25 protein-coding genes and 1 pseudogene are annotated in these 24,211 nt (G+C 44.7%); 11 read left to right on the top strand and 15 right to left on the bottom strand.

Annotated features, from left to right (window positions below):
* Nucleotides 1-30: 30 nt before the first annotated feature.
* The 5 genes from P4S59_RS10715 to recR all read left to right on the top strand — a co-directional run bounded on the left by P4S59_RS10715 (nucleotide 31) and on the right by recR (nucleotide 4,281).
* Nucleotides 31-417 (top strand): YbaN family protein, encoded by a 387-nt coding sequence (locus tag P4S59_RS10715; RefSeq protein ID WP_443089045.1) that lies wholly within the window; start codon nucleotides 31-33, stop codon nucleotides 415-417.
* Between the two features lie 162 nt (nucleotides 418-579).
* Nucleotides 580-1,125 (top strand): adenine phosphoribosyltransferase, encoded by a 546-nt coding sequence (apt, locus tag P4S59_RS10710; RefSeq protein ID WP_005380615.1) that lies wholly within the window; start codon nucleotides 580-582, stop codon nucleotides 1,123-1,125.
* An 8-nt stretch (nucleotides 1,126-1,133) separates the two neighbouring features.
* Nucleotides 1,134-3,239 carry a DNA polymerase III subunit gamma/tau gene (dnaX, locus tag P4S59_RS10705; RefSeq protein ID WP_152811815.1) on the top strand — a complete coding sequence of 702 codons (2,106 nt, stop codon included), beginning with the start codon at nucleotides 1,134-1,136 and terminating at the stop codon, nucleotides 3,237-3,239.
* An 82-nt stretch (nucleotides 3,240-3,321) separates the two neighbouring features.
* Nucleotides 3,322-3,651 (top strand): YbaB/EbfC family nucleoid-associated protein, encoded by a 330-nt coding sequence (locus P4S59_RS10700; RefSeq protein ID WP_005380618.1) that lies wholly within the window; start codon nucleotides 3,322-3,324, stop codon nucleotides 3,649-3,651.
* A 30-nt stretch (nucleotides 3,652-3,681) separates the two neighbouring features.
* Nucleotides 3,682-4,281, top strand: coding sequence for a recombination mediator RecR (recR, locus tag P4S59_RS10695; protein WP_031780610.1), 600 nt, complete (start codon nucleotides 3,682-3,684; stop codon nucleotides 4,279-4,281).
* A gap of 51 nt (nucleotides 4,282-4,332) precedes the next feature.
* On the opposite strand, the gene aqpZ is transcribed toward recR, so the two are convergent.
* Both aqpZ and P4S59_RS10685 read right to left on the bottom strand, forming a co-directional pair.
* Complete coding sequence (aqpZ, locus tag P4S59_RS10690) at nucleotides 4,333-5,031, bottom strand: aquaporin Z (RefSeq protein ID WP_258658935.1); 699 nt, start codon at nucleotides 5,029-5,031, stop codon at nucleotides 4,333-4,335.
* A gap of 206 nt (nucleotides 5,032-5,237) precedes the next feature.
* Nucleotides 5,238-6,497 carry an amino acid permease gene (locus P4S59_RS10685; RefSeq protein WP_047010135.1) on the bottom strand — a complete coding sequence of 420 codons (1,260 nt, stop codon included), beginning with the start codon at nucleotides 6,495-6,497 and terminating at the stop codon, nucleotides 5,238-5,240.
* Between the two features lie 317 nt (nucleotides 6,498-6,814).
* Between P4S59_RS10685 and P4S59_RS10680 the strand changes: the two genes are divergently transcribed.
* From P4S59_RS10680 to P4S59_RS10670, 3 genes are read left to right on the top strand one after another with little or no spacing between them, the layout of a single operon-like run.
* On the top strand, nucleotides 6,815-7,195 hold the full coding sequence (locus tag P4S59_RS10680) for a RidA family protein (protein ID WP_258658934.1): 381 nt from the start codon (nucleotides 6,815-6,817) through the stop codon (nucleotides 7,193-7,195).
* 15 nt (nucleotides 7,196-7,210) lie between these two features.
* Nucleotides 7,211-8,488, top strand: a complete 1,278-nt coding sequence (locus P4S59_RS10675; RefSeq protein WP_337168392.1) for an L-cysteine desulfidase family protein — start codon at nucleotides 7,211-7,213, stop codon at nucleotides 8,486-8,488.
* Nucleotides 8,489-8,516: 28 nt separating this feature from the next.
* The gene (locus P4S59_RS10670; RefSeq protein ID WP_069518591.1) at nucleotides 8,517-9,176 is read left to right on the top strand and encodes a helix-turn-helix transcriptional regulator; all 660 of its coding nucleotides are present in this window, start codon (nucleotides 8,517-8,519) and stop codon (nucleotides 9,174-9,176) included.
* A gap of 18 nt (nucleotides 9,177-9,194) precedes the next feature.
* On the opposite strand, the gene P4S59_RS10665 is transcribed toward P4S59_RS10670, so the two are convergent.
* Together P4S59_RS10665 and P4S59_RS10660 are read right to left on the bottom strand one after the other, a co-directional pair.
* On the bottom strand, nucleotides 9,195-9,443 hold the full coding sequence (locus P4S59_RS10665) for a YkgJ family cysteine cluster protein (RefSeq protein WP_025574470.1): 249 nt from the start codon (nucleotides 9,441-9,443) through the stop codon (nucleotides 9,195-9,197).
* Nucleotides 9,444-9,570: 127 nt separating this feature from the next.
* Nucleotides 9,571-9,819: a GlsB/YeaQ/YmgE family stress response membrane protein gene (locus P4S59_RS10660; protein WP_005397239.1), complete on the bottom strand. Its 249-nt coding sequence runs from the start codon at nucleotides 9,817-9,819 to the stop codon at nucleotides 9,571-9,573.
* A 188-nt stretch (nucleotides 9,820-10,007) separates the two neighbouring features.
* Here P4S59_RS10660 and P4S59_RS10655 point away from each other — a divergent pair, with 188 nt between their 5' ends.
* Nucleotides 10,008-10,448 (top strand): YcgN family cysteine cluster protein, encoded by a 441-nt coding sequence (locus P4S59_RS10655; protein ID WP_114323315.1) that lies wholly within the window; start codon nucleotides 10,008-10,010, stop codon nucleotides 10,446-10,448.
* A 271-nt stretch (nucleotides 10,449-10,719) separates the two neighbouring features.
* A pseudogene (locus P4S59_RS10650) lies at nucleotides 10,720-12,317 on the top strand (mechanosensitive ion channel domain-containing protein).
* Between the two features lie 69 nt (nucleotides 12,318-12,386).
* On the opposite strand, the gene P4S59_RS10645 reads toward P4S59_RS10650, so the two are convergent.
* The 10 genes from P4S59_RS10645 to gap form a co-directional block, all read right to left on the bottom strand.
* Nucleotides 12,387-12,671 carry a putative quinol monooxygenase gene (locus P4S59_RS10645; RefSeq protein WP_065645039.1) on the bottom strand — a complete coding sequence of 95 codons (285 nt, stop codon included), beginning with the start codon at nucleotides 12,669-12,671 and terminating at the stop codon, nucleotides 12,387-12,389.
* 17 nt (nucleotides 12,672-12,688) lie between these two features.
* Nucleotides 12,689-13,084, bottom strand: coding sequence for a VOC family protein (locus tag P4S59_RS10640; protein WP_054868006.1), 396 nt, complete (start codon nucleotides 13,082-13,084; stop codon nucleotides 12,689-12,691).
* Between the two features lie 151 nt (nucleotides 13,085-13,235).
* Nucleotides 13,236-13,535: a ribbon-helix-helix domain-containing protein gene (locus tag P4S59_RS10635; RefSeq protein ID WP_031780613.1), complete on the bottom strand. Its 300-nt coding sequence runs from the start codon at nucleotides 13,533-13,535 to the stop codon at nucleotides 13,236-13,238.
* Nucleotides 13,536-13,671: 136 nt separating this feature from the next.
* A complete protein-coding gene (locus P4S59_RS10630) occupies nucleotides 13,672-15,249 on the bottom strand; it encodes an alkaline phosphatase (RefSeq protein ID WP_150919178.1) in 1,578 nt (525 codons plus the stop codon).
* A gap of 397 nt (nucleotides 15,250-15,646) precedes the next feature.
* Nucleotides 15,647-16,003: a hypothetical protein gene (locus P4S59_RS10625; RefSeq protein ID WP_337168391.1), complete on the bottom strand. Its 357-nt coding sequence runs from the start codon at nucleotides 16,001-16,003 to the stop codon at nucleotides 15,647-15,649.
* A 251-nt stretch (nucleotides 16,004-16,254) separates the two neighbouring features.
* Entirely contained in the window at nucleotides 16,255-17,202 is a 948-nt protein-coding gene (locus P4S59_RS10620) for a ChaN family lipoprotein (RefSeq protein WP_150919176.1), read from the bottom strand.
* Between the two features lie 97 nt (nucleotides 17,203-17,299).
* Nucleotides 17,300-18,127: a 23S rRNA (guanine(745)-N(1))-methyltransferase gene (rlmA, locus tag P4S59_RS10615; RefSeq protein WP_006741742.1), complete on the bottom strand. Its 828-nt coding sequence runs from the start codon at nucleotides 18,125-18,127 to the stop codon at nucleotides 17,300-17,302.
* Between the two features lie 96 nt (nucleotides 18,128-18,223).
* Nucleotides 18,224-20,260 carry a methyl-accepting chemotaxis protein gene (locus P4S59_RS10610; RefSeq protein ID WP_337168390.1) on the bottom strand — a complete coding sequence of 679 codons (2,037 nt, stop codon included), beginning with the start codon at nucleotides 20,258-20,260 and terminating at the stop codon, nucleotides 18,224-18,226.
* A 199-nt stretch (nucleotides 20,261-20,459) separates the two neighbouring features.
* On the bottom strand, nucleotides 20,460-21,344 hold the full coding sequence (locus tag P4S59_RS10605) for a D-hexose-6-phosphate mutarotase (RefSeq protein WP_012841555.1): 885 nt from the start codon (nucleotides 21,342-21,344) through the stop codon (nucleotides 20,460-20,462).
* Between the two features lie 158 nt (nucleotides 21,345-21,502).
* Nucleotides 21,503-22,498, bottom strand: coding sequence for a type I glyceraldehyde-3-phosphate dehydrogenase (gene gap / locus P4S59_RS10600; protein ID WP_337168389.1), 996 nt, complete (start codon nucleotides 22,496-22,498; stop codon nucleotides 21,503-21,505).
* Between the two features lie 336 nt (nucleotides 22,499-22,834).
* Here gap and msrB point away from each other — a divergent pair, with 336 nt between their 5' ends.
* On the top strand, nucleotides 22,835-23,245 hold the full coding sequence (gene msrB, locus P4S59_RS10595) for a peptide-methionine (R)-S-oxide reductase MsrB (RefSeq protein WP_005396508.1): 411 nt from the start codon (nucleotides 22,835-22,837) through the stop codon (nucleotides 23,243-23,245).
* Nucleotides 23,246-23,360: 115 nt separating this feature from the next.
* On the opposite strand, the gene P4S59_RS10590 is transcribed toward msrB, so the two are convergent.
* On the bottom strand, nucleotides 23,361-24,182 hold the full coding sequence (locus P4S59_RS10590) for a DUF2989 domain-containing protein (protein ID WP_337168388.1): 822 nt from the start codon (nucleotides 24,180-24,182) through the stop codon (nucleotides 23,361-23,363).
* Nucleotides 24,183-24,211 lie beyond the last annotated feature (29 nt).

The following is a 24,211-nucleotide window of genomic DNA, read 5'->3' as shown; positions in this document are numbered from 1 at the left end:
AGCTATTTTGTACCGGAGTTCACCATTCGTATTAAGCGTTACTTTTTCAATACCGTTGGTGGACTCTGTATTGTGCTCGGCATTGCCGGCATAGCCCTTCCGCTTTTACCCACCACTCCTTTCATTCTACTTGCTAGTGCATGTTTTATGCGTGGTAGCCCCGCATTTCATCATTGGCTACATAACCACAAAACGTTTGGACCGATTCTCGATAATTGGCATAAGCACCGGGCTGTTGCTTCAAAAGTAAAACAGCGTGGCGCCATTTTTATTGCACTTAGTTTCATGGTTTCAATCGTTGTTGTTCCCCTTGTTTGGGTGAAAATTGGTCTTTTAGTGATGCTAATCGTTTTACTCGGCTGGTTTATGCGTCTGCCTGTGATTGAGTTGGTTGCTGACAGAGAAGAAAATCACTAAGATTGTAGAGAATAGTGTGCCCGCTCTTCGAGTGGGCGTTTGTATTTTCAGCGCCTGTGACTGTTACGAAAATAAGCACATAGTGGTGAAAACCTATTGTTCGTTGCCCTCGTGATACTGCGATTAGAGAGGGCGATGAGCCAATCTAAGTAAATCGGTATTATGACTACAGAAACAATTTCACTGATCAAATCTAGCATCAAAAGCATCCAAGACTACCCAAAGCCAGGCATTCTATTTCGTGATGTGACGAGCCTTCTTGAAGACGCAAAAGCATACCAAGCGACGATCAACCTTCTTGTTGAACGTTACAAAGATATGGGCTTTACCAAGGTTGTGGGTACGGAAGCTCGTGGCTTTTTATTTGGTGCGCCTTTAGCGCTTGAGCTAGGCGTTGGTTTTGTACCAGTGCGTAAACCAGGCAAGCTACCACGTCCTACTGTTGCTCAATCTTATGAGCTTGAATACGGCGTTGATACACTGGAAATCCATACAGATGCCATCGTTGAAGGCGACAAAGTACTGGTTGTCGACGATTTATTGGCAACGGGCGGTACTATTGAAGCGACGACTAAGCTGATTCGCCAACTGGGCGGTGAAGTTGAGCACGCTGCGTTCGTTATCAACCTACCAGAAATCGGTGGTGATAAACGTTTAGAAGCACTAGGTCTAAACGTATACAGCATTTGCGATTTTGAAGGACATTAATACATTCAATGAGTTATTTAGCTTTAGCGCGAAAATGGCGTCCTAATCAGTTTGACCAAGTTGTCGGACAAAAACATGTCCTGACGGCGTTGGAAAACGCACTGGCGCAAAACCGTTTACACCATGCTTATCTGTTCAGCGGGACTCGTGGTGTGGGTAAAACGAGTATCGGTAGGTTGTTTGCCAAAGGCTTGAACTGCGAAACCGGTATTACCGCGACACCTTGTGGTAAGTGCGATACTTGTCGTGAAATTGATGAAGGTCGCTTTGTCGATCTTCTTGAAATCGACGCGGCATCACGTACTAAAGTTGAAGACACTCGCGAACTGTTAGACAACGTTCAATACAAACCTGCTCGTGGACGTTTTAAAGTGTACCTCATCGATGAGGTGCACATGCTATCGCGTCACTCTTTCAATGCGTTGTTGAAAACCCTGGAAGAGCCGCCAGAGTATGTGAAGTTCTTACTCGCGACAACTGATCCACAAAAGCTGCCAGTTACTATATTGTCGCGTTGTCTACAGTTCCATCTCAAACCGATCAGCGTTGATGATATTCATCAGCAACTTGACTACATTTTGGGTCAAGAGCAAGTATCGGCAGAACCAAAAGCACTGGGTATGATTTCACATGCTGCAGATGGCAGTATGCGTGATGCTCTCAGCTTGACCGATCAAGCAATTGCGTTAGGTAACGGTGCGGTGCAAACCGATATTGTCAGCCACATGTTGGGGACGATTGATACCGACCAAGCGATTCACTTACTGGAGTCAATCAGCAGCAAGCAACCTCAACAAGCCATGGATAAAATCCAGCAATTAGCAGCAAATGGTGTTGAGTGGGATGGTTTGTTGCAGCAAGTCGCAACACAGCTTCATCGAATTGCGATGTATCAAGCGCTGCCAGCGTCGCTAGACCGAGCGCAGCCAGATGCAGAAAAAATCGAGTTGTTGAGTAAAGCACTAAGTCCGCAAGACGTTCAGCTTTACTACCAAATTGCATTGAAAGGTCGTGAAGATTTGACTCTCTCGCCAAATGGGCGAGTCGGTCTGGAAATGATTGTGCTGCGTATGATGGCGTTCCGCCCATCAAATAACAGTGGGGCAAATGTTGTTTCTAGTAACTGCGAACCAGCTTCAGCCCCAGCTCAAAGTGCCAGTCAGCCAAAGACTGCACCAGCTCAGACAGTAGCTGCTCCTCGAACTCAGCAGCCGAGTCCAGCGCAAAGCACACCACAAGTGGCGCCTCAACCTTCATCCAATTCACAACCTGAGTATCACGCGAGTGGATATGAGACGGTTCCGCCACAGTATGATATGGCGCCGCCGATGAGCGAAAACCCAGCGCCGCAGCATGAAACGCCACCTCAACAAGTGCAAGAGAGTGTTTCAACACCGGCGCGCGGTGGTCTAAGCGGTTTACGTCACCAATTACGTTCTCAGCGTCAAGGCCTACAACAGAACACTCCTCAAAATGGTGGCTCAAAAAAGCCTAAAGCGGCATCTGCACAACCAGAATCGGTTATCGACCGAGTAGCGCAATTGCATGGCAATTCCGCGCAGGTGTCGCCAAACTCAGCTCCGAAGTCGACGGAGCCGCAAGTTGAGGAAGCGTATCGCTGGCGTCCAAGCAAGCCTGTTGAGACAAAAGTGAATACAAAACTGACACCTACGCAGCTCAAGCAGGCACTTGAGCATGAGAAAACGCCTGAAATGGCACAAAAGCTCATCGATGAATCGTTAGAACATAATGAATGGGCGAAGCTAATCAGCTTAATGGAGATCCCTAAGCTGGTAGAGCAACTTGCGCTAAACTCTCATTATAGTAAGGAAGGAACAACCGTTTCGTTACTATTGAGAAGCAGCCAAGCTCATTTGAATACTGATAGAGCTCAAGCCGAATTGCTTAAAGCACTTAATACCGTGTTAGGTGAAGAGTGCCACATGAGCATCGAAATAGGGGAGAGTGGAGAAACACCACTTGAACTGAGAGATAGGCTCTACCAAGAGAAATTACAGCAAGCGCTGAACAGTTTAGAAAACGATCCAAATGTTCAATTTATTGAACGTCGTTTTGCTGCAGAGCTTGATAAAGATAGTGTGCGCCCTATCTAATAATCGAATGGAATGGGGTTGAAAACCCAAAGGTATAACCCCATTAATTGATGCAACACCTCATTAAACCAGAGAGATAAACATGTTTGGTAAAGGCGGTATGGGCAACCTAATGAAGCAAGCCCAGCAAATGCAAGATCGCATGCAAAAGCTTCAAGAAGAAATCGCGAATATGGAAGTAACTGGCGAGTCTGGTGCTGGCCTAGTTAAAGTTACTATCACTGGTAGTCACAGCGTACGTCGTGTTGACATCGATGAAAGTTTGATGGAAGACGACAAAGAAATGCTTGAAGATTTGATCGCTGCGGCGTTCAACGATGCGGCCCGTCGTGTTGAAGAAACTCAAAAAGAGAAAATGGCTTCTGTAACTGGCGGTATGCAACTACCACCAGGTATGAAAATGCCATTCTAATCTGCTGATATTTAATTAAGCGGACTTTTAATGCGTACCAGTCATATGCTGGAGCAATTGATGGAGGCCTTACGTTGTCTACCTGGGGTTGGCCCCAAGTCGGCGCAGCGTATGGCCTTTCATTTGTTACAGCGCGATAGAAAAGGCGGTTTGCAACTTGCAGATGCGCTTAGCCAGGCAATGACAGAAATCGGTCATTGTACTGAGTGTCGAACCTTCACCGAAGAAGAAGTCTGTCATATTTGTACTAACCCAAAACGCCAAGAAAATGGTCAAATTTGTGTGGTAGAAAGCCCGGCAGACATTGCTGCAGTCGAAGCAACGGGCCAGTATTCTGGTCGATACTTTGTTCTTATGGGACATTTGTCACCACTAGACGGTATTGGTCCAAGTGATATTGGACTGGATGTGCTTGATTACCGCTTACGTCGCGGTGATATAGCCGAAGTGATTTTAGCAACAAACCCGACGGTTGAAGGCGAAGCCACTGCACATTACATCGCAGAGCTATGTAAAGAACACCAAGTTGATGCCAGCCGCATCGCGCATGGTGTGCCTGTCGGTGGAGAACTTGAGCTTGTCGATGGCACGACGTTGTCACACTCGCTGTTAGGTCGACACAGAATTTAATAAATAGCCGCTGAATTCAGCGGCTTTTTTGATTTTGGGAGTTGGGAACGATTAATCGTTCGATTCTTTACCAAGAAGATTTTTGTAGATAACTGCACCAAGTACGCCACCCAAAATAGGCGCAACCCAGAACAGCCATAATTGAGAAACTGCCCAGTCGCCCACATATATCGCGACTGCTGTACTACGAGCCGGGTTTACTGAGGTATTTGTGACAGGAATGCTTATCAGGTGAATAAGAGTCAGACACAAACCTATCGCAATAGGTGCAAAACCTTGAGGTGCACGTTTGTCTGTCGCCCCCATGATTACGATAAGGAACATCATCGTCATTACAACTTCAGAAACTAGCGCAGCAAGCATGGAGTACTGACCCGGCGAGTGTTCACCATAACCATTGGCGGCAAAGCCAGAACCCACAACATCGAATCCAGCTTGTCCTGTCGCGATGACATAAAGAATGCTACCAGCGATCAGCCCGCCGAGCACTTGTGCGATGATGTAAGGCGCAACGTCTTTTGTATCAAAACGACCGCCAGCCCAAAGGCCAACCGTCACTGCAGGGTTCAAATGGCAACCTGAAATATGACCGATTGCAAATGCCATGGTTAAAACGGTTAAACCAAAGGCCAGAGCGACACCCAGCAGACCAATACCAACGTCTGGAAAGCCTGCAGCCAACACTGCGCTACCGCAACCGCCTAATACTAGCCAGAACGTACCAAAAGCCTCTGCTAAATACTTGTTCATGTTATTTCCTAATTTCTACTTAAATGACCCGCTGAACATAGTCGAGAATTGTCAATTAAGTGTGAGGGAGATCGGGTAAAGACTGCAAATAGGACGGTATGTGGCAAGAGTTCTCAAGGATGAGAGAAAAGCAAGGAGAGGAGAGGTTGAATCTTAAGGTTGCCTTGGCCATCACTACCTGAGTAACAGCCAAGGCAAAGTAGGTTTTAGCTAAATGCGACGAAAGGTGATACGCACAACAAAATACCAGTCGCAATAATCAAGTAAAGCGACGCGCCTTTGTATTTGTGTAAAGAAGGCACTTGGTAGACAAGGTAAGCTGGAATCAAACAGCCAATCAAACCAAAGATAGGGCTACATACTGATGTAAAGCTCAGAACTGGTAGATTCAATACAATTGCACCCCACGCCATGAGAATCGCAAAGAGAATGATTCCCTTGGTGACCAAGTCTTTGTTGATTTTCTCTTCAGGCATGACCTTTTTTAGAGCCAGCATCGCTAGACCTTGGCAAGAATCGCGGAAACCTAAGTACACGCCAAAAAACGCAGTCATTACTGAGAAAATATTCAGCATCAAACTCATTAGTTTTAGCGTCGTGCCGTCCATACCTTGCGCAACCATCGCAAGAGCAGAGATGTTCTCTTCTGCTGCTTTAACCGCTTGTTCATGTGACATCGCAAGCGTAAAGGAAATCGCGTAGAAGAAGACGGTCACAAACAAGATACCGAAAGCAATTTTCATTGCGCGCATGGCTTTAAAGCGAGCAACCTCAATCGATTTTTCTTTTGAGCGGTATGAGATCACCATTGGGCTCAAGCTTTGAATGAAGAGAATAGACGTTAGAGTAAACGGCAGTAGCTCAATTGCATCTTTCAAACCAGCGCCTGTTTCTGGAATCGCACCGACATTCGCTACATCCCATTTCTCGATCATCATGATGCCAAGTAATGCAACGGTACAGAGTTTAATCAGTACAAGGCCAGTACTGACCTTAAATAAAATCTTTTCACCACGAGATGCAATAGCGACCAGCGCGCACACTAAAGCCAGACCATATAGCGGGTTTTCAGACAATAAACCTTCCGTGATGCCAAAACTATGTAGGAAAGATGCCGAGTCATTGTTGATAGCTGTTGAGTAAACAAAGACCCAAATCACCAACATGATGAAGTAGAGCACACCTAATAACGCCCCCCATTTGTTACCAAGGTAGCCGGAAATGACGCCAGCGTAATCTTGGCACTTTGGTGAACTTGAGAGAGTGTTGATGAAAAGGCGTTGGAATAAGTACATTGCTGGGTAGCCGATCACGGCAGAGGCCAAGAATACCCAAAGGCCCAATACGCCTACTTTTACTGGTAAAAAGACAATACCGGCACCGATTGCCATGCCGATACTCATGATCACCCATCCCCAGTCTGTGCTATCAAACTTGATCGCGGCTTTCCACTCGTCTAGGGCCATGCCTGCTTTTACGTGCGGTGGCTCTTTACCGATAGGTAAGGTTTGTGTAGGTGCTGTCACGCTCATTTTATTGTTTCTCTTGTTAGTATGAATTTTTCTCAAATTTAATTGAGAAAATGTATATCAACAATTTTTTTGTGGAAAATTCAGATAAATTTGAGATCTTGGTGAATAAATTCAAATAAATTGGAGTTTTTAACGAATTTTGTGATCTGATCTAGTTGTTTGATTCATATTTAATTGAAAAAATAACGCTAATACGGAAGTTAAATTAGAAACTTCTTAATAAAAAATAAAATTTATGTGAGGATTTAAAAATGAAAAAATTGATTTCATCTGAACACGCGCCTGCTGCTATCGGACCTTATTCACATGGCACTAGCTATGGCGATTTGATTTTTACTTCTGGCCAATTACCCGTTGATAAGGCAACAGGAAAAGTAGTTGAAGGCGGCATCAATGCACAAAGTCATCAATCTCTTACTAACTTGAAGTACGTTTTAGAGGCTGGTGGTGGCAGTATCGATACTGTTTTAAAAACAACGTGTTACCTATCGAATATTAATGACTTTGCCGAGTTTAACAAGGTCTACGCAGAGTTTTTCCAACAAGATTGTCCGGCACGCAGTTGCTTCGCAGTGAAAGATTTGCCTCTTGGCGTGTTAATTGAAGTCGAAGCGATTGCTCATAAAAAGTAATACGGAGAACAGAGCATGAACCAGCAATGGACACAATATATCCAAATCATTAAGCAAGTTGTGAAACCTGCATTAGGATGTACAGAACCCATTGCTGCTGCGTACGCGGCAGCAGTTGCTAGAAAAGAGTTAGGCACATCCGATGTTGATGCGATAGAGGTGCGTGTTTCAGACAACCTATTTAAAAACTCGATGGGTGTTTTCGTACCCGGAACGGGCAAGATAGGCCTCAAAATTGCCGCCTCAGTTGGTGCATTAGCCGGTGACCCAACAGCAGAACTGGAAGTGTTGGCTCGGATTAATGAGCAGGATGTCGCTGCTGCGCAACAATTGATAGATGAAGAGCGGGTAACTGTAGCGCGCATGGATACGCAAGAATTCATTTATTGCAGCGTAACGCTCACCTCTGGTGGCGATGTTGTTTCGGTCACGATCAGTGGCGGTCACACCAACATTCTCCAAATCATGCGTAATGGCGACTTGATTTTTGATGCACCACCACAGCAACGCGTTGCAACCGCTTCCGTTTGTGAAGGTGTGGATATTTCGATCAAACAAATCTATGAGTTTGCCACTCAAGCGCCTTTTGAAGAGATCAAATTCATTCTCCAAGCTGCAGAGCTTAATACCTTGTTGGCTCAAGAGGGGATCGACCGAGGTTACGGCCTAGAAATTGGACGCACGCTAAAAGGCAACATCGAGCAAGGCTTATTGGGCAATGACTTAATGAGTCGTATACAGATGATGACATCAGCGGCGTCTGATGCTCGCATGGGAGGGGCAACGTTGCCAGCCATGAGCAATTTCGGCAGTGGGAACCAAGGTATTGCCGCTACAATGCCAGTTGTAGTTGCCGCAGAAGCATTTCAAAACGACGAAGAACAGCTGGCTCGCGCGTTGATCATGAGTCATTTAGGGGCTATTTACATCAAATCTTATTACCCACCGTTATCCGCATTTTGTGGCAACACTGTTACCAGTGCGGCGGCATCTATGGCGCTGGTGTATTTAGCTGGTGGTACATTCGAGCAATCATGCTACGCCATTCAAAACGTCATCAGCGACAGTTCAGGTATGGTGTGCGATGGTGCGAAGTCCTCTTGTGCGATGAAAGTGTGTACTTCGTCGACAACGGCGGTGCGCTCATATTTGATGGCGATGGGTAACCACAGTGTTAAGAATCAAGGTATAGTAGGCGAAGAAGTTGAGCAAACGATAAGAAATGTTGGCTCAATGGTTCGTTTCGGTATGCCGTATACTGACAAATCTATTATCGATATTATGTCGGCCTAACCTCCAGTTTTTGCTAAGGGAAGTAACATTGCTACTAAAGAAACTCACCAAGAGTGATCTCGATATTTTGAACTCTATGAAAAACGTCGTGGATGGCATTGCACGTATGTATGGTGAACACACTGAAGTGGTTCTCCACAGCTTAGATGCCGAAGCGCCGGAAATCATCAAAATCGCAAATGGGCACGTGACGGAACGCAGTGAAGGTGCCCCAATTACCAACTTAGCGAGAATGAAGTTAAGAGAGGGCAAGGACGTTTCTGATTCGTACCTGACGAAAACGTCGAACGGAAAGACCTTGCGCTCCATTACGACCATTGTCAGAAATCCAAAAAACAAACCGATTGGTTTGCTGTGTATCAACGTAGATATGGATGCACCGATGCAGGCGTTTTTAAAGGCAATGCTGCCTCAGCAACACACCGAGTGTTGTGTTGGTGGCGCTCGATCACCAGAAACGTTTGCGCGTAATATCGATGAAACCATCATCAGTACGATAGAAACCGTGCAAACAGAAGTGTGGGAAAATGAAGCCATTGCGCCTTCTAAACGTAACCGTGAACTGGTGACGCGACTGCACGGCTTAGGCATTTTTAAATACAAAGATGCTGTTTTAATGGTTGCAAACCATCTTGGCATTTCGCGCGATACCATCTACTTGTACTTACGAGAGCTTGGTAACGACTAAACGGGGGCTCTGAATAGATTAAGTAAGTTGCTCTAGCTCAGTGATGTTGTCGAGCGCTTCTTGGTTGGTTTTGCCACACACAACCGGACACGGTTTAAAATCGTGACAAACGTTAGGGCGCTCAGGCTTACCAAACAGCTTACACAAATTATCATCGTTGAGTTGTACGCAACGAACACCTGCTGGTTTGCCCTTGGGCATTCCAGGTATCGGTGAAGAGATACTTGGCGCAATACAGCAAGCTCCGCATCCTAGTCGACAATCCATAATGTAAACCTCTTAAAAATTGAGGGGCAATTATGGTCATTTTGACGTGGATTGGAAGAGTCGCCTAAGAAAAAAATAAAAAGGAGCACTCAATAGAGTGCTCCTTTTGGCTTCTAAACCGTTGTGATCATCTCAAGAAGCGGTTGTAAACAAACAGCAGAATAAATGCGCCTAGCGTTGCGGTGATTATGCTACCGATATTTACGCCAGTTGCCCCGCCGAAACCCAGAATACCGCCAAGAAAGCCGCCGACAAACGCCCCAGCAATACCGAGTAGCATTGTCGCAATCCAGCCACCCCCATCTTTTCCTGGCATGAGCCATTTTGCGAGTGCACCGGCGATTAAGCCCAAAATAATCCAAGAAATAATACCCATGAAAACTCCTTAATGCCTTCTTGATCAATTGAGTAATGGAAACTTGTTTAAGGATAGAACAGTAAAGCGAAAGTAGTTGAATATCTCTACTGTTATGTGTGAATGATTCGAGATCTTCTCAAAACTTGAACTTTTGCGTCGAGAGGGGTATAAATCGCCCCCTAAATTCCCTTGGTGAGACCTGAAGTATGAGCACTCCATTTTGGCAAAGTAAATCGTTAGAGCAGATGACAGAAGAGGAATGGGAATCTCTCTGTGATGGTTGTGGTAAATGTTGCCTGCATAAGCTAATGGACGAAGATACCGATGAAATCTATTACACCAATGTGGCCTGTAGCTGGCTAAATAGCAAAACGTGTTCTTGTAAGGATTACGCAAATCGTTTTACTTCGGGTGAAGAGTGCACCAAGCTGACGCGCGAAGACATCGACGATTTTACTTGGCTGCCGCATACGTGCGCTTACCGCCTGTTGGCTGAAAAGCAGCCTTTACCAGAATGGCATCCGTTGATTACGGGCTCGAAATCTGCGATGCACGCGGCGGGCGAAAGTGTCCGCAATAAAGTGGTATACGAGATTGATGTGGTGGATTGGGAAGACCATATTCTGAATCACCCCAATCGCCCGTAGTTAAATTTACACAAGCCTTTCATCTAATAATGAAAGGCTTGTTTGTTATTGGGTTTCTCAACTTTGACGCCCAACTAACGAAATGCTGCTCAGTTTATTATTTAGTGTTGTAAACTTAGGTATATAATTTCAAGGCTTTACACTTCTATTCTTGGTCGTTTTGATCAGAACTGTTCCCTAAGAGGTAAACATGACGTTTCATTTCCCCCAGAAAATACGCCTGACATCTTGGGTGGCATTATTCACGCTCATCCTCGGTATGATGGCCCCTATGGTCATCAATGCGAAAGATATTCAGGATACGCCAGAGCCCTCTGCTGCCGAAACTTCTATTGATAACTTGAATCGAGAAATTGTGGATTTATCCCAAGGTCTCTCGCAAGCGAGTGGTGATGAGCGCGACGCGCTTCAACTACAGCTGTTCCAAAAAATGAAGAGTTAAGAAGTCAGTTAGCATCAGCGATTGAACGTGAAACTATCCCTCACGACAAATTGATCTCCTTGGTTAAAAAGCAGGAAAAATACTCTGAGGACGCCACGAACTATCTGTCGGAAAAAATAAAGAAAGTCGTTGAAGATTTAAATAAAGCCAAGGATGAAGAGAAACTTGCTCTTGTTAATGATTACCGAGAGTTACAGCATTACCTCGATGTCAGCTTCGATTCAAGTTGGCAAAACCTTGCTTGGCTGAAAGAGTTAGGGGCTCAAAATGAGCGCGCAGAAGCGGAACTAAAGGATAAAGTTGATAAACGCATGCGTTTGCTGTCTGCCTCAATTGAGTACTTGAGTCAGCAAAGTGAGATCATCGGCTCTCAACTTTCGTCAAGCCCTGAATCGGAAAAAGCGTCACTGCAGTTAAGTCAGCTTATTACTAAGCAAAGACTGAATATTGCGACAGAAAGCCTACGCAATTTAATTTCGATTGGCGATAAAGTCGGTTTAGAAACGTCCGAATACAAACGCCAAATTTTCGAAGTGACAGGGAATATCACCCATGACTTGCTGAATACCAAAGTAGTGTGGTCAATACTGAGCCATTGGTCCAACTCTGCGCTAGACTGGTTTGCCGAAAATGCGCCGCAGCACATTTTCCAGTTGTTTGTATTTGCGCTGATTTTATTGATCGCTCGTGGGCTCGCGAAGTTAACGCGCAAAGTGGTCAGCAAGGCGGTTTCATCGAAAAACTTAAAGCTCTCACACTTGATGCAGGATTTCTTTATCTCAATGTCCGGCAAGTTCGTGTGGGTGATTGGTATCATGGTGGGCCTATCTCAGCTTGGATTGAACCTAGCACCGATCCTAACCGGTTTTGGTATTGCTGGTGTGATTATCGGCTTCGCCTTACAAGACACCTTGTCCAACTTCGCGGCGGGTATGATGTTGCTTATTTACCGCCCATTTGATGTTGGTGACTTTGTGTATGCTGGTGGCGTGGATGGTAAGGTAAGCCATATGAGCTTGGTGAACACCACAATCCGTACGTTTGATAACCAAATTATTATTGTACCTAACAGTAAAATTTGGGGAGATGTCATTAAGAACGTCACACACGAGCGCATTCGCCGTGTGGATATGGTGTTTGGCATTGGCTATGCGGATGACTTGCTGAAAGCCGAGTCAGTGCTGTCTGATATCATTACTTCTCACCCTGCAGTACTTCGTACACCCGAGCCGATGATCAAAGTGCATACGTTAAACACATCATCTGTAGACTTTATTGTTCGTCCTTGGGTAAAAACTGATGATTATTGGGACGTGTATTGGGATGTGACAAAAGAAGTGAAACTGCGCTTTGACCGAGAAGGCATTTCGATTCCTTTCCCACAACAAGATGTGCATTTGCACATGGTAGAGAAGCAAGACGCGTAATCACAGCCACAACAGTACGAAAAGGCACTCTAGTAAAGAGTGCCTTTTTATTTGCATTAAGCGGTGTTTTTACAGTTCGTTAAAGAACGCCAATTTCGGTTCGCATTCTAACAAGTTGTCGATTTGGCTAATCAAAAGAGAAAAGTGTTCTGTTTTACCATGAAGATCGAACGCTTGTTGGTCTTTAAATTGCTCTTGAAAAACGAAGTGGCACGCATTGTCTTTATCTTGGAATAACTGATAACGAACACAACCTTCCTCATTGCGAGTGGGTTCAAGTGCTCGGGTGAGCACTGCTTTCAGTTCTTGTTCTTTTCCTGGTTGTGCGTGAAAGGTAGCAGTCAAGTGAATCATGATGTTTACTCTTTTTGTTATAGGTAACGCCCTTGGCGTTGTAAGAACTCAATTTTGTAACCATCAGGATCAGTCACAAAAAAGAACGTTGCCAAATGCTTTTGTTGGTGATCAAAAGCTTTGATGTCACCCGCTTCAATACCGAGAGATTTAATGCGTTTGTGAGTTTGTTCGATGTCCTCTACGCTGACAGCAAGGTGACCGTAGCCTGAGCCGTGAGTGTAAGGCTCAGTTTGATCGTGATTGTGTGTTAGCTCTAATTCAAAGCCAGTTTCTTCGTTGGCTAGATAGGTCAGAGAAAAACCATCAAAGATGTATTGGTCTTTGATTTCTAGCTCAAGTACGTCGCGGTAAAATTGTAGAGAACGGTCCAGATCGCAGACTCGGATCATGGTGTGAATCATTTTTGTCATGGGTACTCCTTGATAGTCCGCATAGGTTAGCGAGTTCAAAAGGAGTCTGGGTAGTACTCTAGTACGACAAATTAGAACATGCTCAATGGCTTACAACTCTGTTGCATAGCCTATGAGGGTTATTGGTAGGTTGGTCAGAGGTTGGTTGTTATTAAGTGTTTAGTTGTGTCAGTGCTTGACGAATCGTCTCTTTAGGCTGGCGAGCGTAAGTGAGACAGGCGCAGCGGAGTAGGGAGGCAAAGTTGTTTACTTCACCATTGTATTCGAGCGCTTCTTGATAGACCGTACTAATAAACTTAGGAACAGTCATGTTTTGAGCGTTAGCAATTTCCTCAAGAATCGTCCAAAAGCTTGCTTCAAGTTTTACACTTGTGGCGTGACCATCAATACGGATAGAGCGGGTGATGAACTGATAGTTGTCTTGGGGCTGCTTAGCAAATATTTCGCACATTTTCTTCATTCATATAATCAAAGACCTATAATTATTGAGGTTTATTGTTTAAAACGTCAACTATTTTCATGCATAAAAAAACGCTCCCTTACGAGAGCGTTTGAACATCACGAGTCGTGAAGTAAGTGCAAGCCGATTATTTGATTTGTTGCTTTAAGTACTCGCCTAACTGAGAGTGGTGCATGATTTTTGATACCGGAAGGATAGTTTCTGCCGGCCCCCAAGCAAATACGTTGACTGGGGTATGCGTATGAGTACCCGTTCCCCATACTGTGTTTTGCTTTGTTGCATGCTCACGAGCTAGCAAGTTGCCACGGTCGTTGTAAGGAAAGAACGCATCAAAGTCATTGATTGTCGGAACGTTCTCTTCGCTTAAGTATTTGTGTCCAGCGAGTCGGTATGGATTTGGTTTACTTGCTAATACGCGTTCTGCTTGCTCAGGCGTAATCGAAAAAGCGCTATTTGCATTCACAATTTCTGCAAACTTCTCTGGTGTTTGAGCTTTCTTATCAAGCGCTTGGAATTCGCTGATCATACCGTAGTAGCTTTTCTTCTGGTTGTATAAACCATCGAGGATTTCGAACTGACCAAAGTTGAAGTTTGGCGCGTAATCTTGATTTTTGAATGCTTCGCCGTCGCGTTTTTGCGGTTTAGGCAAGTTTGCTGATGAGTAACTAAAGCCGAAAGAACCGGTCTCGTGGTCAGCGGTAACAATGATCAGTGTGTCATCACGGCCTTTTGCCCACTCATAAACCGAGTCTACCGCTTCGTCGAACTTGATCATTTCATGCAGCATCGTACCCGCATCGTTACTGTGGCCAGCCCAGTCAATTTGACCGCCTTCAACCATTAAGAAAAAGCCGTCTTTGTCTTTTGAAAGAATGTCGATTGCTTTGGTGGTCATTTCTTCCAGTGATGGCTGCGTACGTTTTGGATCGTTTTTGCTTTGGCTGTAGGCAATACCATCGTTCATGCCCGAGTAAGCAAAAAGTCCAAGTAATTTGTCACCTTTAGCTTGTGTGAGCATATCGCGGCTGAAAGCCAGGTTGTAACCTTGGTCTTGCGCCTCAGTAAGCAAGTTGCGCTCATCTTTACGTTTCGACTTTAGGTAGACATTACCTTCAGTGAGCTTTTCAAGTTGCTCGTATGTCTCTCCCTTGTCGTTTGTCGACTTTGGAATCCAATGACGAAGTCCGCCAGACATCATCACGTCAACGCCAGTTTCTAGCATGTCCGCCGCAATACTGTTTTCTAGAGAACGGTGTGGTTGATGAGCGGCAAATGCGGCTGGCGTTGCATGAGTCATACGTGTATCAGAGACGAGACCCGTAGCCTTACCTTTGCTTTTGGCTTTTTCCAAAATGGTTTCAACGTGGTTGCCTTGGCTATCAATGCCAATGACTTCAGAAGCGGTAGGTATTCCTGTTGCTAGCATCGTTGCGGAGCACGCAGAGTCGACGACAATCGCGTCTTCTGGATTAGTCAGTGATGATCCAATCACACCTTCTTGAGCGAGTTTATACAAAGCGGTAGTTTCGCCTTGGTAAATCGAGTTAGGTGCGTGTTTGGCGTAGGTCTCTAGTAGACCAACTTGTTGAGGCCCCATGCCATCGCCGATCATCAAAATAACGTTTTTGATTTCGGCCGAGAGTGCATTAAAAGAGAGGGTTGATGCTGCCACTGCGGTAACGATTGGAGATACTAAGCGCTTCATTATATTTTCCTTGTTTATTAAAAGCGCTGGCATTAAAACAATGATTTATGACGATTTTGTGTCGGTAATAAAAGTTTAACTAAATTGTCGTCTTTGCTTGGGTTTGTAGAAAAAGTGAATCAACCTCTAACGTTTGTGAATTTAGAAAGAAGAAAGCCCACAAACGTGGGCTTGGATTACGCTTAGGAGTTGAAAGCATGGACTAAAGTTATCCATTCAGCGCCTTCACAAGAAACCTAGTTTAGGGAGCAATAAACGAGTATGCGTTTTAAGGTCATAAGAGCGGTCGAATTGAGGAGTATATAACCTACGTTTACGACATATCGTTCTTTGACGTATCAAATTATGGGCTGCAGTTAGTGATTTATTCAAATAGGATTTATTGTCGTAACGATTATTAGACCAACGCTAATATGATGCCACCGACAGTGAGGGCCGCAGAAAGGTATTGACCCGCAGAGTATGAGCCGTCTTCTTCCTCGATTTTGTCAGGGTGATCCATGCCAAGTGCGCCATGTGTAAAGGACTCCACTTTTTCACCAACAGATTTATCTTCTGCTTCTACTTTCTTACTGTCGTGCTCGATTTGCTGCAGAGCGGCAAGGAGCGCTTTGCCCTCCGTAGACAGTGTCACCTTATTGTGTTCGACTTTTAGCGGCGAAGCGTTGCCTTCCTCTTGTGCAATACTTGTTTGCTTAGAGGCGACAGATTGTTTGGCATAGCTATTAACAGAAGTGCTTCCTACTGGATTCATCGAATACTCCTTGGAACATCGACACTCGGTCACTGAGTGCGGGTAAAAAGCAGTTATATTACTATCGGCGGCAAAGTCTATTTCTGAAGCTATTTGGATAAAAACAGGTCTGCTTTTGCCGCTTCTGGTTTCTATTCGTGATCATTAGCAAAAAATAGACCAGCAGGAAGCAGACCGTTGTCACTCTATGAACTCGGAGCAGTGTGATGATGCAGCGCAACGACAAGGTAGTAACTTAAATTGGAGACCAGCTACTTACATTGAAGATCGCTATTGCGCTTAGTGAGGTGTTGATATGCCGCCATGCGGTGAGCATCTTGTACATACCGTACTGGTGGTGCAAGAACCTCTAACTGATAGTCAGTATTATCAGCAAGCACATTATCTGTTGGGCTAATTACAACCACTTTTAAGCTCGGGTTGCGGCTTAAGATGGATGCAGCCGTACCTAATCCTTGCTCGGTATGAAACTTGCCCGCAACATGAACAACCTGGGCACCTGGTGTGGCGGTTAGGTAGTTAACGATAGATTCTGCCATGGTTTCATCCCAAGTTACTTGAGCTGCAAACTGTTTCTCGGTTTGTTCTGGCTTCCCATGATGCATGGATGCCATAAACTTCTCTTTGTATGGACTACTGGCCGTGTTGATGGATTCTGCAATAAACGTTCGCTGCTCATCATCGAGCTTGTTAACGTAGTCTATCCCCTGACGACCAATACATCGGACAATGCCCTTTGGTGCATTCGCAGCAATCACCGGGAGATTTTTCTGCTTAGCAAACTCAACGAGAGGGCGATAGTCGCTCTCATAATTGGGCCAAGCATTGGCTTGTTTCATCAAGTACTGTTCACCGATTTCCCCACGCAGGTAAGCGTCAACAACAGGTTGTTTGTCGCGGGTAAATTGTTCCATTGATAACGCGAGTGGGCGGCCATAAGATGAAAGTTGTTTGAGCATATCGGTTTGAAAGCGATGAACGCCAGCATGTGTGTGCCATTCACCAATAAGAATGACATCTGCTTGTTGCAGCTCTTTTGGTATTTCGCTTAGAGCGATATGTTCGCCAGAAGGGGTGTAAAGTTGGTAGTCGTAAAAAGTAGTGACTTCCGCAGAGGTAGGGTCAGAGTTGGTTGATGGAACAGAAGAACAACCAGTAAGTAAGCCAGCAAAGAGCAAGCTTAAAATAGAAAAGCGCATTGAAAAGCCTCCAAAAATGTCCGGATGATATTAATGGAGGCTGAACAATGAATCAATATAAATGATAACTATTTGCGTTTGTTGCCTGCCACTATTATTACTGAGTGGACTTTTTGCGATATACGCGTAGCATAAAATCAGCCTCACATTGATAGAGTGTAGCGGACTTCAACTCTTCACGAAGTGCATCGGTTGCTTTCCATGCGAATGGCGTCATTTGCAATAAATCGAATGCGGCCCCGTCCTTCAAATTCATAACATAGTTAAGATGTTGTTGATGCTCTAATTCATATCCTTCAATATGTTCTGGCTCTTCACTGTGAAGACGAACATCTTGATAAATGCGTTCACGTAGTTGGTATAAGTGACGGCTTGCAGGTGTCACCGTGATGACCACACCGTTCTCTTTTACAACGCGCTGAAGCTCTTCTGCCTTGCAAGGGGCATAAATGCGCAAAATAGCATCTAAGGATTCATTCGCGAAAGGAAGCCGATGGCTAGAAGCGACGCTAAAGTGACACTGTGTGTAGCGCTTCGCCGCATAACGAATCGCAACTTTTGAAATGTCCAATCCATATATCGTCGCATCGTCCGTTTGCGTTTGTATCGTTTTCTGCACTTGATCCGTGTAGTAACCCTCGCCGCAACCAATATCTAATAATTGATGATCGGTTCCCTCTGTGTATTTCGCACACAGCTGCGCAACCTCTTGGCGCATTGGGTTGTAGTAATTCCCCTCAAGGAATCGACGACGAGCTTGCATCATCTCTTTATTGTCACCAGGATCTTTAGAACGTTTGTGGTGCGCTGGCATCAAGTTAACGTAGCCTTCTTTTGCTAAGTCAAACTGATGATTGTTTTCGCACTTAAACGTTTTTTCATTTAACGCTAGAGCTTGGTGGCATAAAGGGCATTGATAGTTCATGACGATCTCGAACAGAAAGTAGGGCGGCAAATTCTATCAAAAAGCGTGGTCTCAAGTGAAACAAAAAGAGCCGATGGAATCGGCTCTTATTAAGTATTAGTGGAAGAAGTCGACTTGCTCTTTCAAGTTCCGAGCTTGTTGTTGCAGTTCAATGGCACTTTGCGAGGTTTTCGCGCTGGTGTCGCGGCTTTCTCGGTTTAGCTCACTGATAGAATGGGCATTTGCAGCAATTTCTTGGGATACTTGCGCTTGCTCTTCTGAGGTCGCAGCAATGGCGTCGGCTTGAGACGCTATCGACTGGACTTGTACTGCGATAGCTTCTAATGCTGTACCCGCGTCTTGTGCTTTGTCTAAGACCTGATTGGCACTGCGTTGGCTGTCAGTCATCATATTAACTGCATTATGAGTAGAGCCTTTTAGCTTCTCAATAATTTCAACTACATCCTGAACTGAGCTTTGTGTACGGTGCGCAAGTGTGCGCACTTCATCTGCTACAACTGCGAAGCCACGACCTTGCTCTCCTGCTCGTGCGGCTTCAATGGCTGCATTCAACGCAAGTAGGTTGGTTTGCTCTGCAATCTCATCAATCATCTTCGTGACGGTTTGAATACTCTCACTATCGCGATTGACTTGCTCGATAGCCGCTGCTGATTGATCCAACTGATCGTTAAGTTGAGCAACATCGATACATACGCCTTCCACAATCGCGAGACCAGATTGACTATCGGTATTCGCTGAGCGTACGTTTTCCGCAATACTTTCGACTTGTTGGGCAACCGATTGAGCCGAAGAGGCCATCTCTTCGATTGCTGTTACCACTTGTTCTACTTCTTCTTGTTGGCGGTCAGCTTGGGTTAAATTGCTATGGGCATCATTGGCAACGCTGTTGGAGTAGCTCTCTACTAAGTCGCTTGTGGAACGGATCTTACCAACAAGTTCATTGAGTTGACTTGCCATACTGGCGACACCCGTATTCAGGTTCGTAATTTCATTTTTTGATGCCTTACGAGACGATGGGACGTTCAAGCTGACCTCTCCGCCCGCCAAGCGAGTCATATAGGAGTTTAGAACGGTCAGAGGTTGTAAGCTGCGATTCAAGAAAAGTGTCAGTACAACAAAAGTAATGATTGCTGCTACCGAAGAAATGATGGCGATAAGTTTGAGTAGTGTATCACTGCCTTTGGTCACTTCTTTGATGAACGTACCACCCAGTAGTTTCCAGTTCCAGCCTGGTACTTCGGTAAACACTAAGTACTTTTCGCCGACTGTTGAGCCGAATTGGTAAGGGTAGAGAATTAATCCGCTCTTTTGTTCAAAAATTTTATGGAAAGGCTTATTACCCTCGTAGTCACGAACTTCTGTGATTGAAGGGTCGGTTGCACTTTTAGTCGGATGGAGTAGGTACTTACCAAGATTGTTGTCGTCGTTGTCGACAATGATGGTATAGCCAGTATCGCCCCATTTAATCTCCTCTAGCGCATCGAATAGCGTTTGTGTTGCTTGATCTACGGGCAAACCAATAAACGATAACCCTGCAACTTTTCCTGTTGCATCTTTAATTGGAGAGTAATAGGTAATGTAGCGTTCGCCGTACAACTTTATTTGAGCGTAATATGGCTGACCAGCTTTTAGTTGCTGATAACCTGGGTGGTCGAGACCTAGTGTGGTTCCCACTGCTCGTTGACCTTGAGGATCTTTTAGTGAGGTAGATACACGGATAAAGTCATCTCCCAAAGGCGCGAATAAAGTCGCGATAGCACCGGTATCACGTGTGAAGCTATCGACCAGCTTTGTGTCGTTAATTAAGCTTTCACTGTATTGAGTGATGTTTGGTATTTCATGCCCCATGAAATCAACCGTATAGTTTTCGACATAAACACCGGCAAGGTAGCCATTACGAAAAGTGGACTCGAGCACTTTAGCGGTATGCAGATAAGCATCGAATTGGCCAGCAATGGTTTTAGCCATCGACTCTACTTTAGATTGGTGCTCTTTAAGGGTGCTTTCCAATAGAACATCGGAAGCGTTACGGTAAACAAGCGCAGCAATACTGCTGAAAGCAATGAATAGACACAAAGTGATAACCAGCTTTAACTGGAATCCGACACTTTGATTTCGGTATCTCTCTAACATAGATCAGTTCCTGATATTTTTATTATTTATGAGTTTTGTATCGGCATGCTATCGGTTTATATGATCGAATTTTTTGATATTTATTAATGAAATAGTCAAAAGTGACTGATAACCAATAAGTTAGTTGAGAGAGGACCATCTAGGTGGGGCTTTTATTACAAAAAAGGTCGGGTATTCCCGACCTTTGATCTGGTTATAACTACTGCACTGAAATTACAGTGACAAGTTCATGAGTCTCACCTGGCTGGAGCGTTTTACCTTGCTCGATACTTGGAGCGTGAACAGTAGATTCAACACACAGCATGGTTTGGTAACCATCGTCAGCCATATCAGCCATACCTTGTGCACCTTCTGCCCAAGGGTTCCAAAGTACCGCGGAGTTATGACCATGGTTTTCCACGCTTAATGTACGATTCAGTTCCGGATCTTTTACCAAAATTTTCGCTTCTGGTTGCGTGTAAACGCGATCAATGGTGTCTGTGAGTTGCAGAACATCACCACCTTGGCATACCGCATCAGCTTTCAAGCTATCAATGTACTCGGCACCCATGCCTGTCGTTTGTGCTTGCTTAATGTCTCCAACGTTTAGGTAAGTATGTAACGCGCCAGAGAAGGTCCAAGCTTCGTCATCGATGTTCATGACTTTGAGTGTCACTTTTAGCTCATCGCCAACTTCAACCACCAAACGAGCGTCAAACATATGTGGCCAAATATCGTGGATTTCTTCTGTCGGGAACAGAGCAAGTTCAACAATCACGCCGTTATCGTTCTCGCGATGTTCAACCAGCTCCCATTCAGCAGTACGTGCGAAACCATGAGCCGGTGCTGCAATACGCCCAAACCATGGCCAGCAAACGGGAATGCCGCCTCGCAGGGCTTTTTTCCCGTCGAAAATCGCCTTCTCGCTCATCCAAATCAAATCTTCATGACCAGCAGGAGTGAACGAAACAACGTGACCACCATGTAAGGAGATGCCTGCTGTCGCTTTCTCATGAATAACACGTACTACTTTGACCTGATCAATTTCAACGACAGTAACGTTATCAGATAACACGGTTAGAGCTGGGAGAGTTTTTAAATCCATGTGCTGTTTCCTATCATTGGGGAAAATAGGGTTTCGACATCCGTCGCAAATACAATGCAACAGCGCCGAGGTATTCTCTCAAATTCCAGATACAAAAAAGGCGACTCTAGAGCCGCCTTTTCTTTAACGAAGTTATTCGCTAATTGCTAACTATCTAATTACTTAGAGATGTGAGCGATTAGGTCTAGAACTTTGTTTGAGTAACCGATTTCGTTGTCGTACCAAGATACAACTTTAACGAAGTTATCAGTTAGAGCGATACCAGCTTTAGCATCGAATACAGAAGTTTGAACTTCACCGATGAAGTCTTGAGATACTACTGCATCTTCAGTGTAACCTAGAACACCTTTTAGCTCGCCTTCAGAAGCTTCTTTCATTGCTGCACAGATAGCTTCGTAAGATGCGCCTTCTTTTAGGTTAACTGTTAGGTCAACTACAGAAACGTTAGCTGCTGGTACGCGGAAAGCCATACCAGTTAGTTTGCCGTTTAGTTCTGGAAGAACAACGCCTACAGCTTTAGCAGCACCAGTTGAAGATGGGATGATGTTTTGAGAAGCACCACGACCACCGCGCCAGTCTTTAGCAGAAGGACCGTCTACAGTTTTTTGAGTTGCTGTAGTAGCGTGAACTGTAGTCATAAGACCAGATTCGATACCGAACTTGTCGTTAAGAACTTTAGCGATAGGCGCTAGACAGTTAGTAGTACAAGAAGCGTTAGAAACGATGTCTTGACCAGCGTAAGTAGCGTGGTTAACGCCCATTACGAACATTGGAGTAGCGTCTTTTGAAGGACCAGTTAGAACAACTTTCTTCGCGCCAGCTTCGATGTGCTTACGTGCAGTCTCGTCAGTTAGGAAAAGACCAGTTGCTTCTGCAACAACGTCAACACCGATTTCGTCCCATTTAAGGTCCGCTGGGTTGCGCTCTGCAGTAACACGTACAGTTTTACCGTTAACGATTAGGTTACCGCCTTCAACTTCAACAGTACCGTTGAAACGGCCGTGAGTTGAGTCGTACTTAAGCATGTATGCCATGTAATCTACGTCGATAAGGTCGTTGATACCTACAACTTCGATGTCAGCACGCTCTTGCGCTGCACGGAATACGAAACGACCGATACGGCCAAAACCGTTAATACCTACTTTGATAGTCATTATAGTTGCTCCACAACTTAATTTCTGATTAAAGATAACTGGTAGTAAAATTACAGAATCCAGTAAACATCTGCAAGTGATAATCGGACTTAACTTGTTTAAAGTCAAAAAAAGCGACGCTTTTTTTAACAATTCTTCGCAAATGTTCGTTTTTTAAACTTTTAACTGATTCTTCTGTAGTCCAGTTGGCGTAATATAACTGGTGAGATAAGTGCTCTTATCAAATTAATTACGCATGGTGTCCTGGTGAGAAAGTATGTGCTACAACTGTTAAGAGAAGCAAGTTTTTTGCTAAAAAAGTCAATACCAAAAACAGTAAAGAAGGAGCAGAAAGTCGTGGAACAAAACGGGAAAAAAGTGGCGAAGTCAGATGAGCAGTGGCGTGAGCAACTTTCTGAAGAAGAGTTTCGTGTCTGCCGAGAGCAAGGTACAGAACCGCCTTTCAGCGGTAAACTACTGCATAATAAAGAGACGGGTGTTTATGCTTGTACCTGTTGCAATGCCCCTCTCTTTGTCTCTGATAACAAGTATGACTCTGGCTGTGGTTGGCCAAGTTTTGATGCGCCCATCAATGATCAAGCGGTGCGCTATTTAGAAGATCTGAGTCACGGAATGGTACGTACAGAGATTCGTTGTGCCACATGTGATAGCCATCTAGGGCACGTTTTTGAAGATGGCCCACAGACCACGGGTGAGCGTTTTTGTGTTAATTCAGTGTCGTTAATTTTCAACAAATCAGAACAATAACGACAAAATTGTGCTCGATAGTGTTTTATCCTTTCAATACGATTTGTTGTAAGTAGAAAACAGAGTGTAGTTTGACCCAAAGAAAAACTCCCGCCAATTGCGGGAGTTCTTTCGTTTATATCTCTTTGGGTATCATTGTTGGAGAGTAGTTCCCTCTCTCTATGGCTTTTGCCACCGATTCAGCTAATTCATCTAGCAGCTGATATTGCTCTGCATGACTAAAATTAAACATACGCTTGAGCTGCTTTTCATCAGCAAGCGGGACGTCGAATCTTTTTGCAACCATTGCCCACAGATACGCGCGCTCTTTTTCTCCAAGCCCTTGATGAATGCTTGCCATTGATTTGAGAATGATCGGATTAAGGTTGTCTTCATCCGATAAAGACAACGCTTTATTCAGCAGTATCAACGTTTTCTTAGCATCTCGATTAGTATAGAAAGTAGCTAATGCATATTGCATCTCAGCAGTATTTAACTTAGGTGAGCCTTCCATTTGTAAAAATGCGCGACGAGCTTGGATGTCACCCGTTTGAGACCACAAAAAATACAAAGTAGCGGGGTCTTCTGAGCCTTTTAACTCGTTTACGATGCGTTCTAGCTCATCAATACTGTGTACCAAAGCGTTAAAACGCTGTCTCTTGAGAGCACTTTGATCAATAGGTGTGATCTGAGAGGCGAGTTCTAAGCATTTTCTATATTCAGCGACCAGACCGTATTCGATGATTTGGTTGGCTTCTGATGGTTTTTTCAATTGCTCAAACCGATGCCATACTAAATTTGTTCTGGGAACTCGACATTGCCCGTCATCCATATTGAGCTGTTTGCAGCGCAGATCTGGTGTTTTTTGGCACAACTCTTCGGTTGTCACGTTACCTTCGAAACACCCCGTTAGTGCGAGACTTGTGAGGCTGAGAAGTAACCAGTGTGTTCTTTTCATGGCTTTGCTTGTGATCCGTTACACCAATT

This window comes from Vibrio sp. M60_M70 (assembly GCF_037162085.1).
Lineage (GTDB): Bacteria > Pseudomonadota > Gammaproteobacteria > Enterobacterales > Vibrionaceae > Vibrio > Vibrio diabolicus.
The sequence above is the reverse complement of the archived record's forward strand: the minus strand, read 5'-3'. Positions and strand labels throughout refer to the sequence as shown.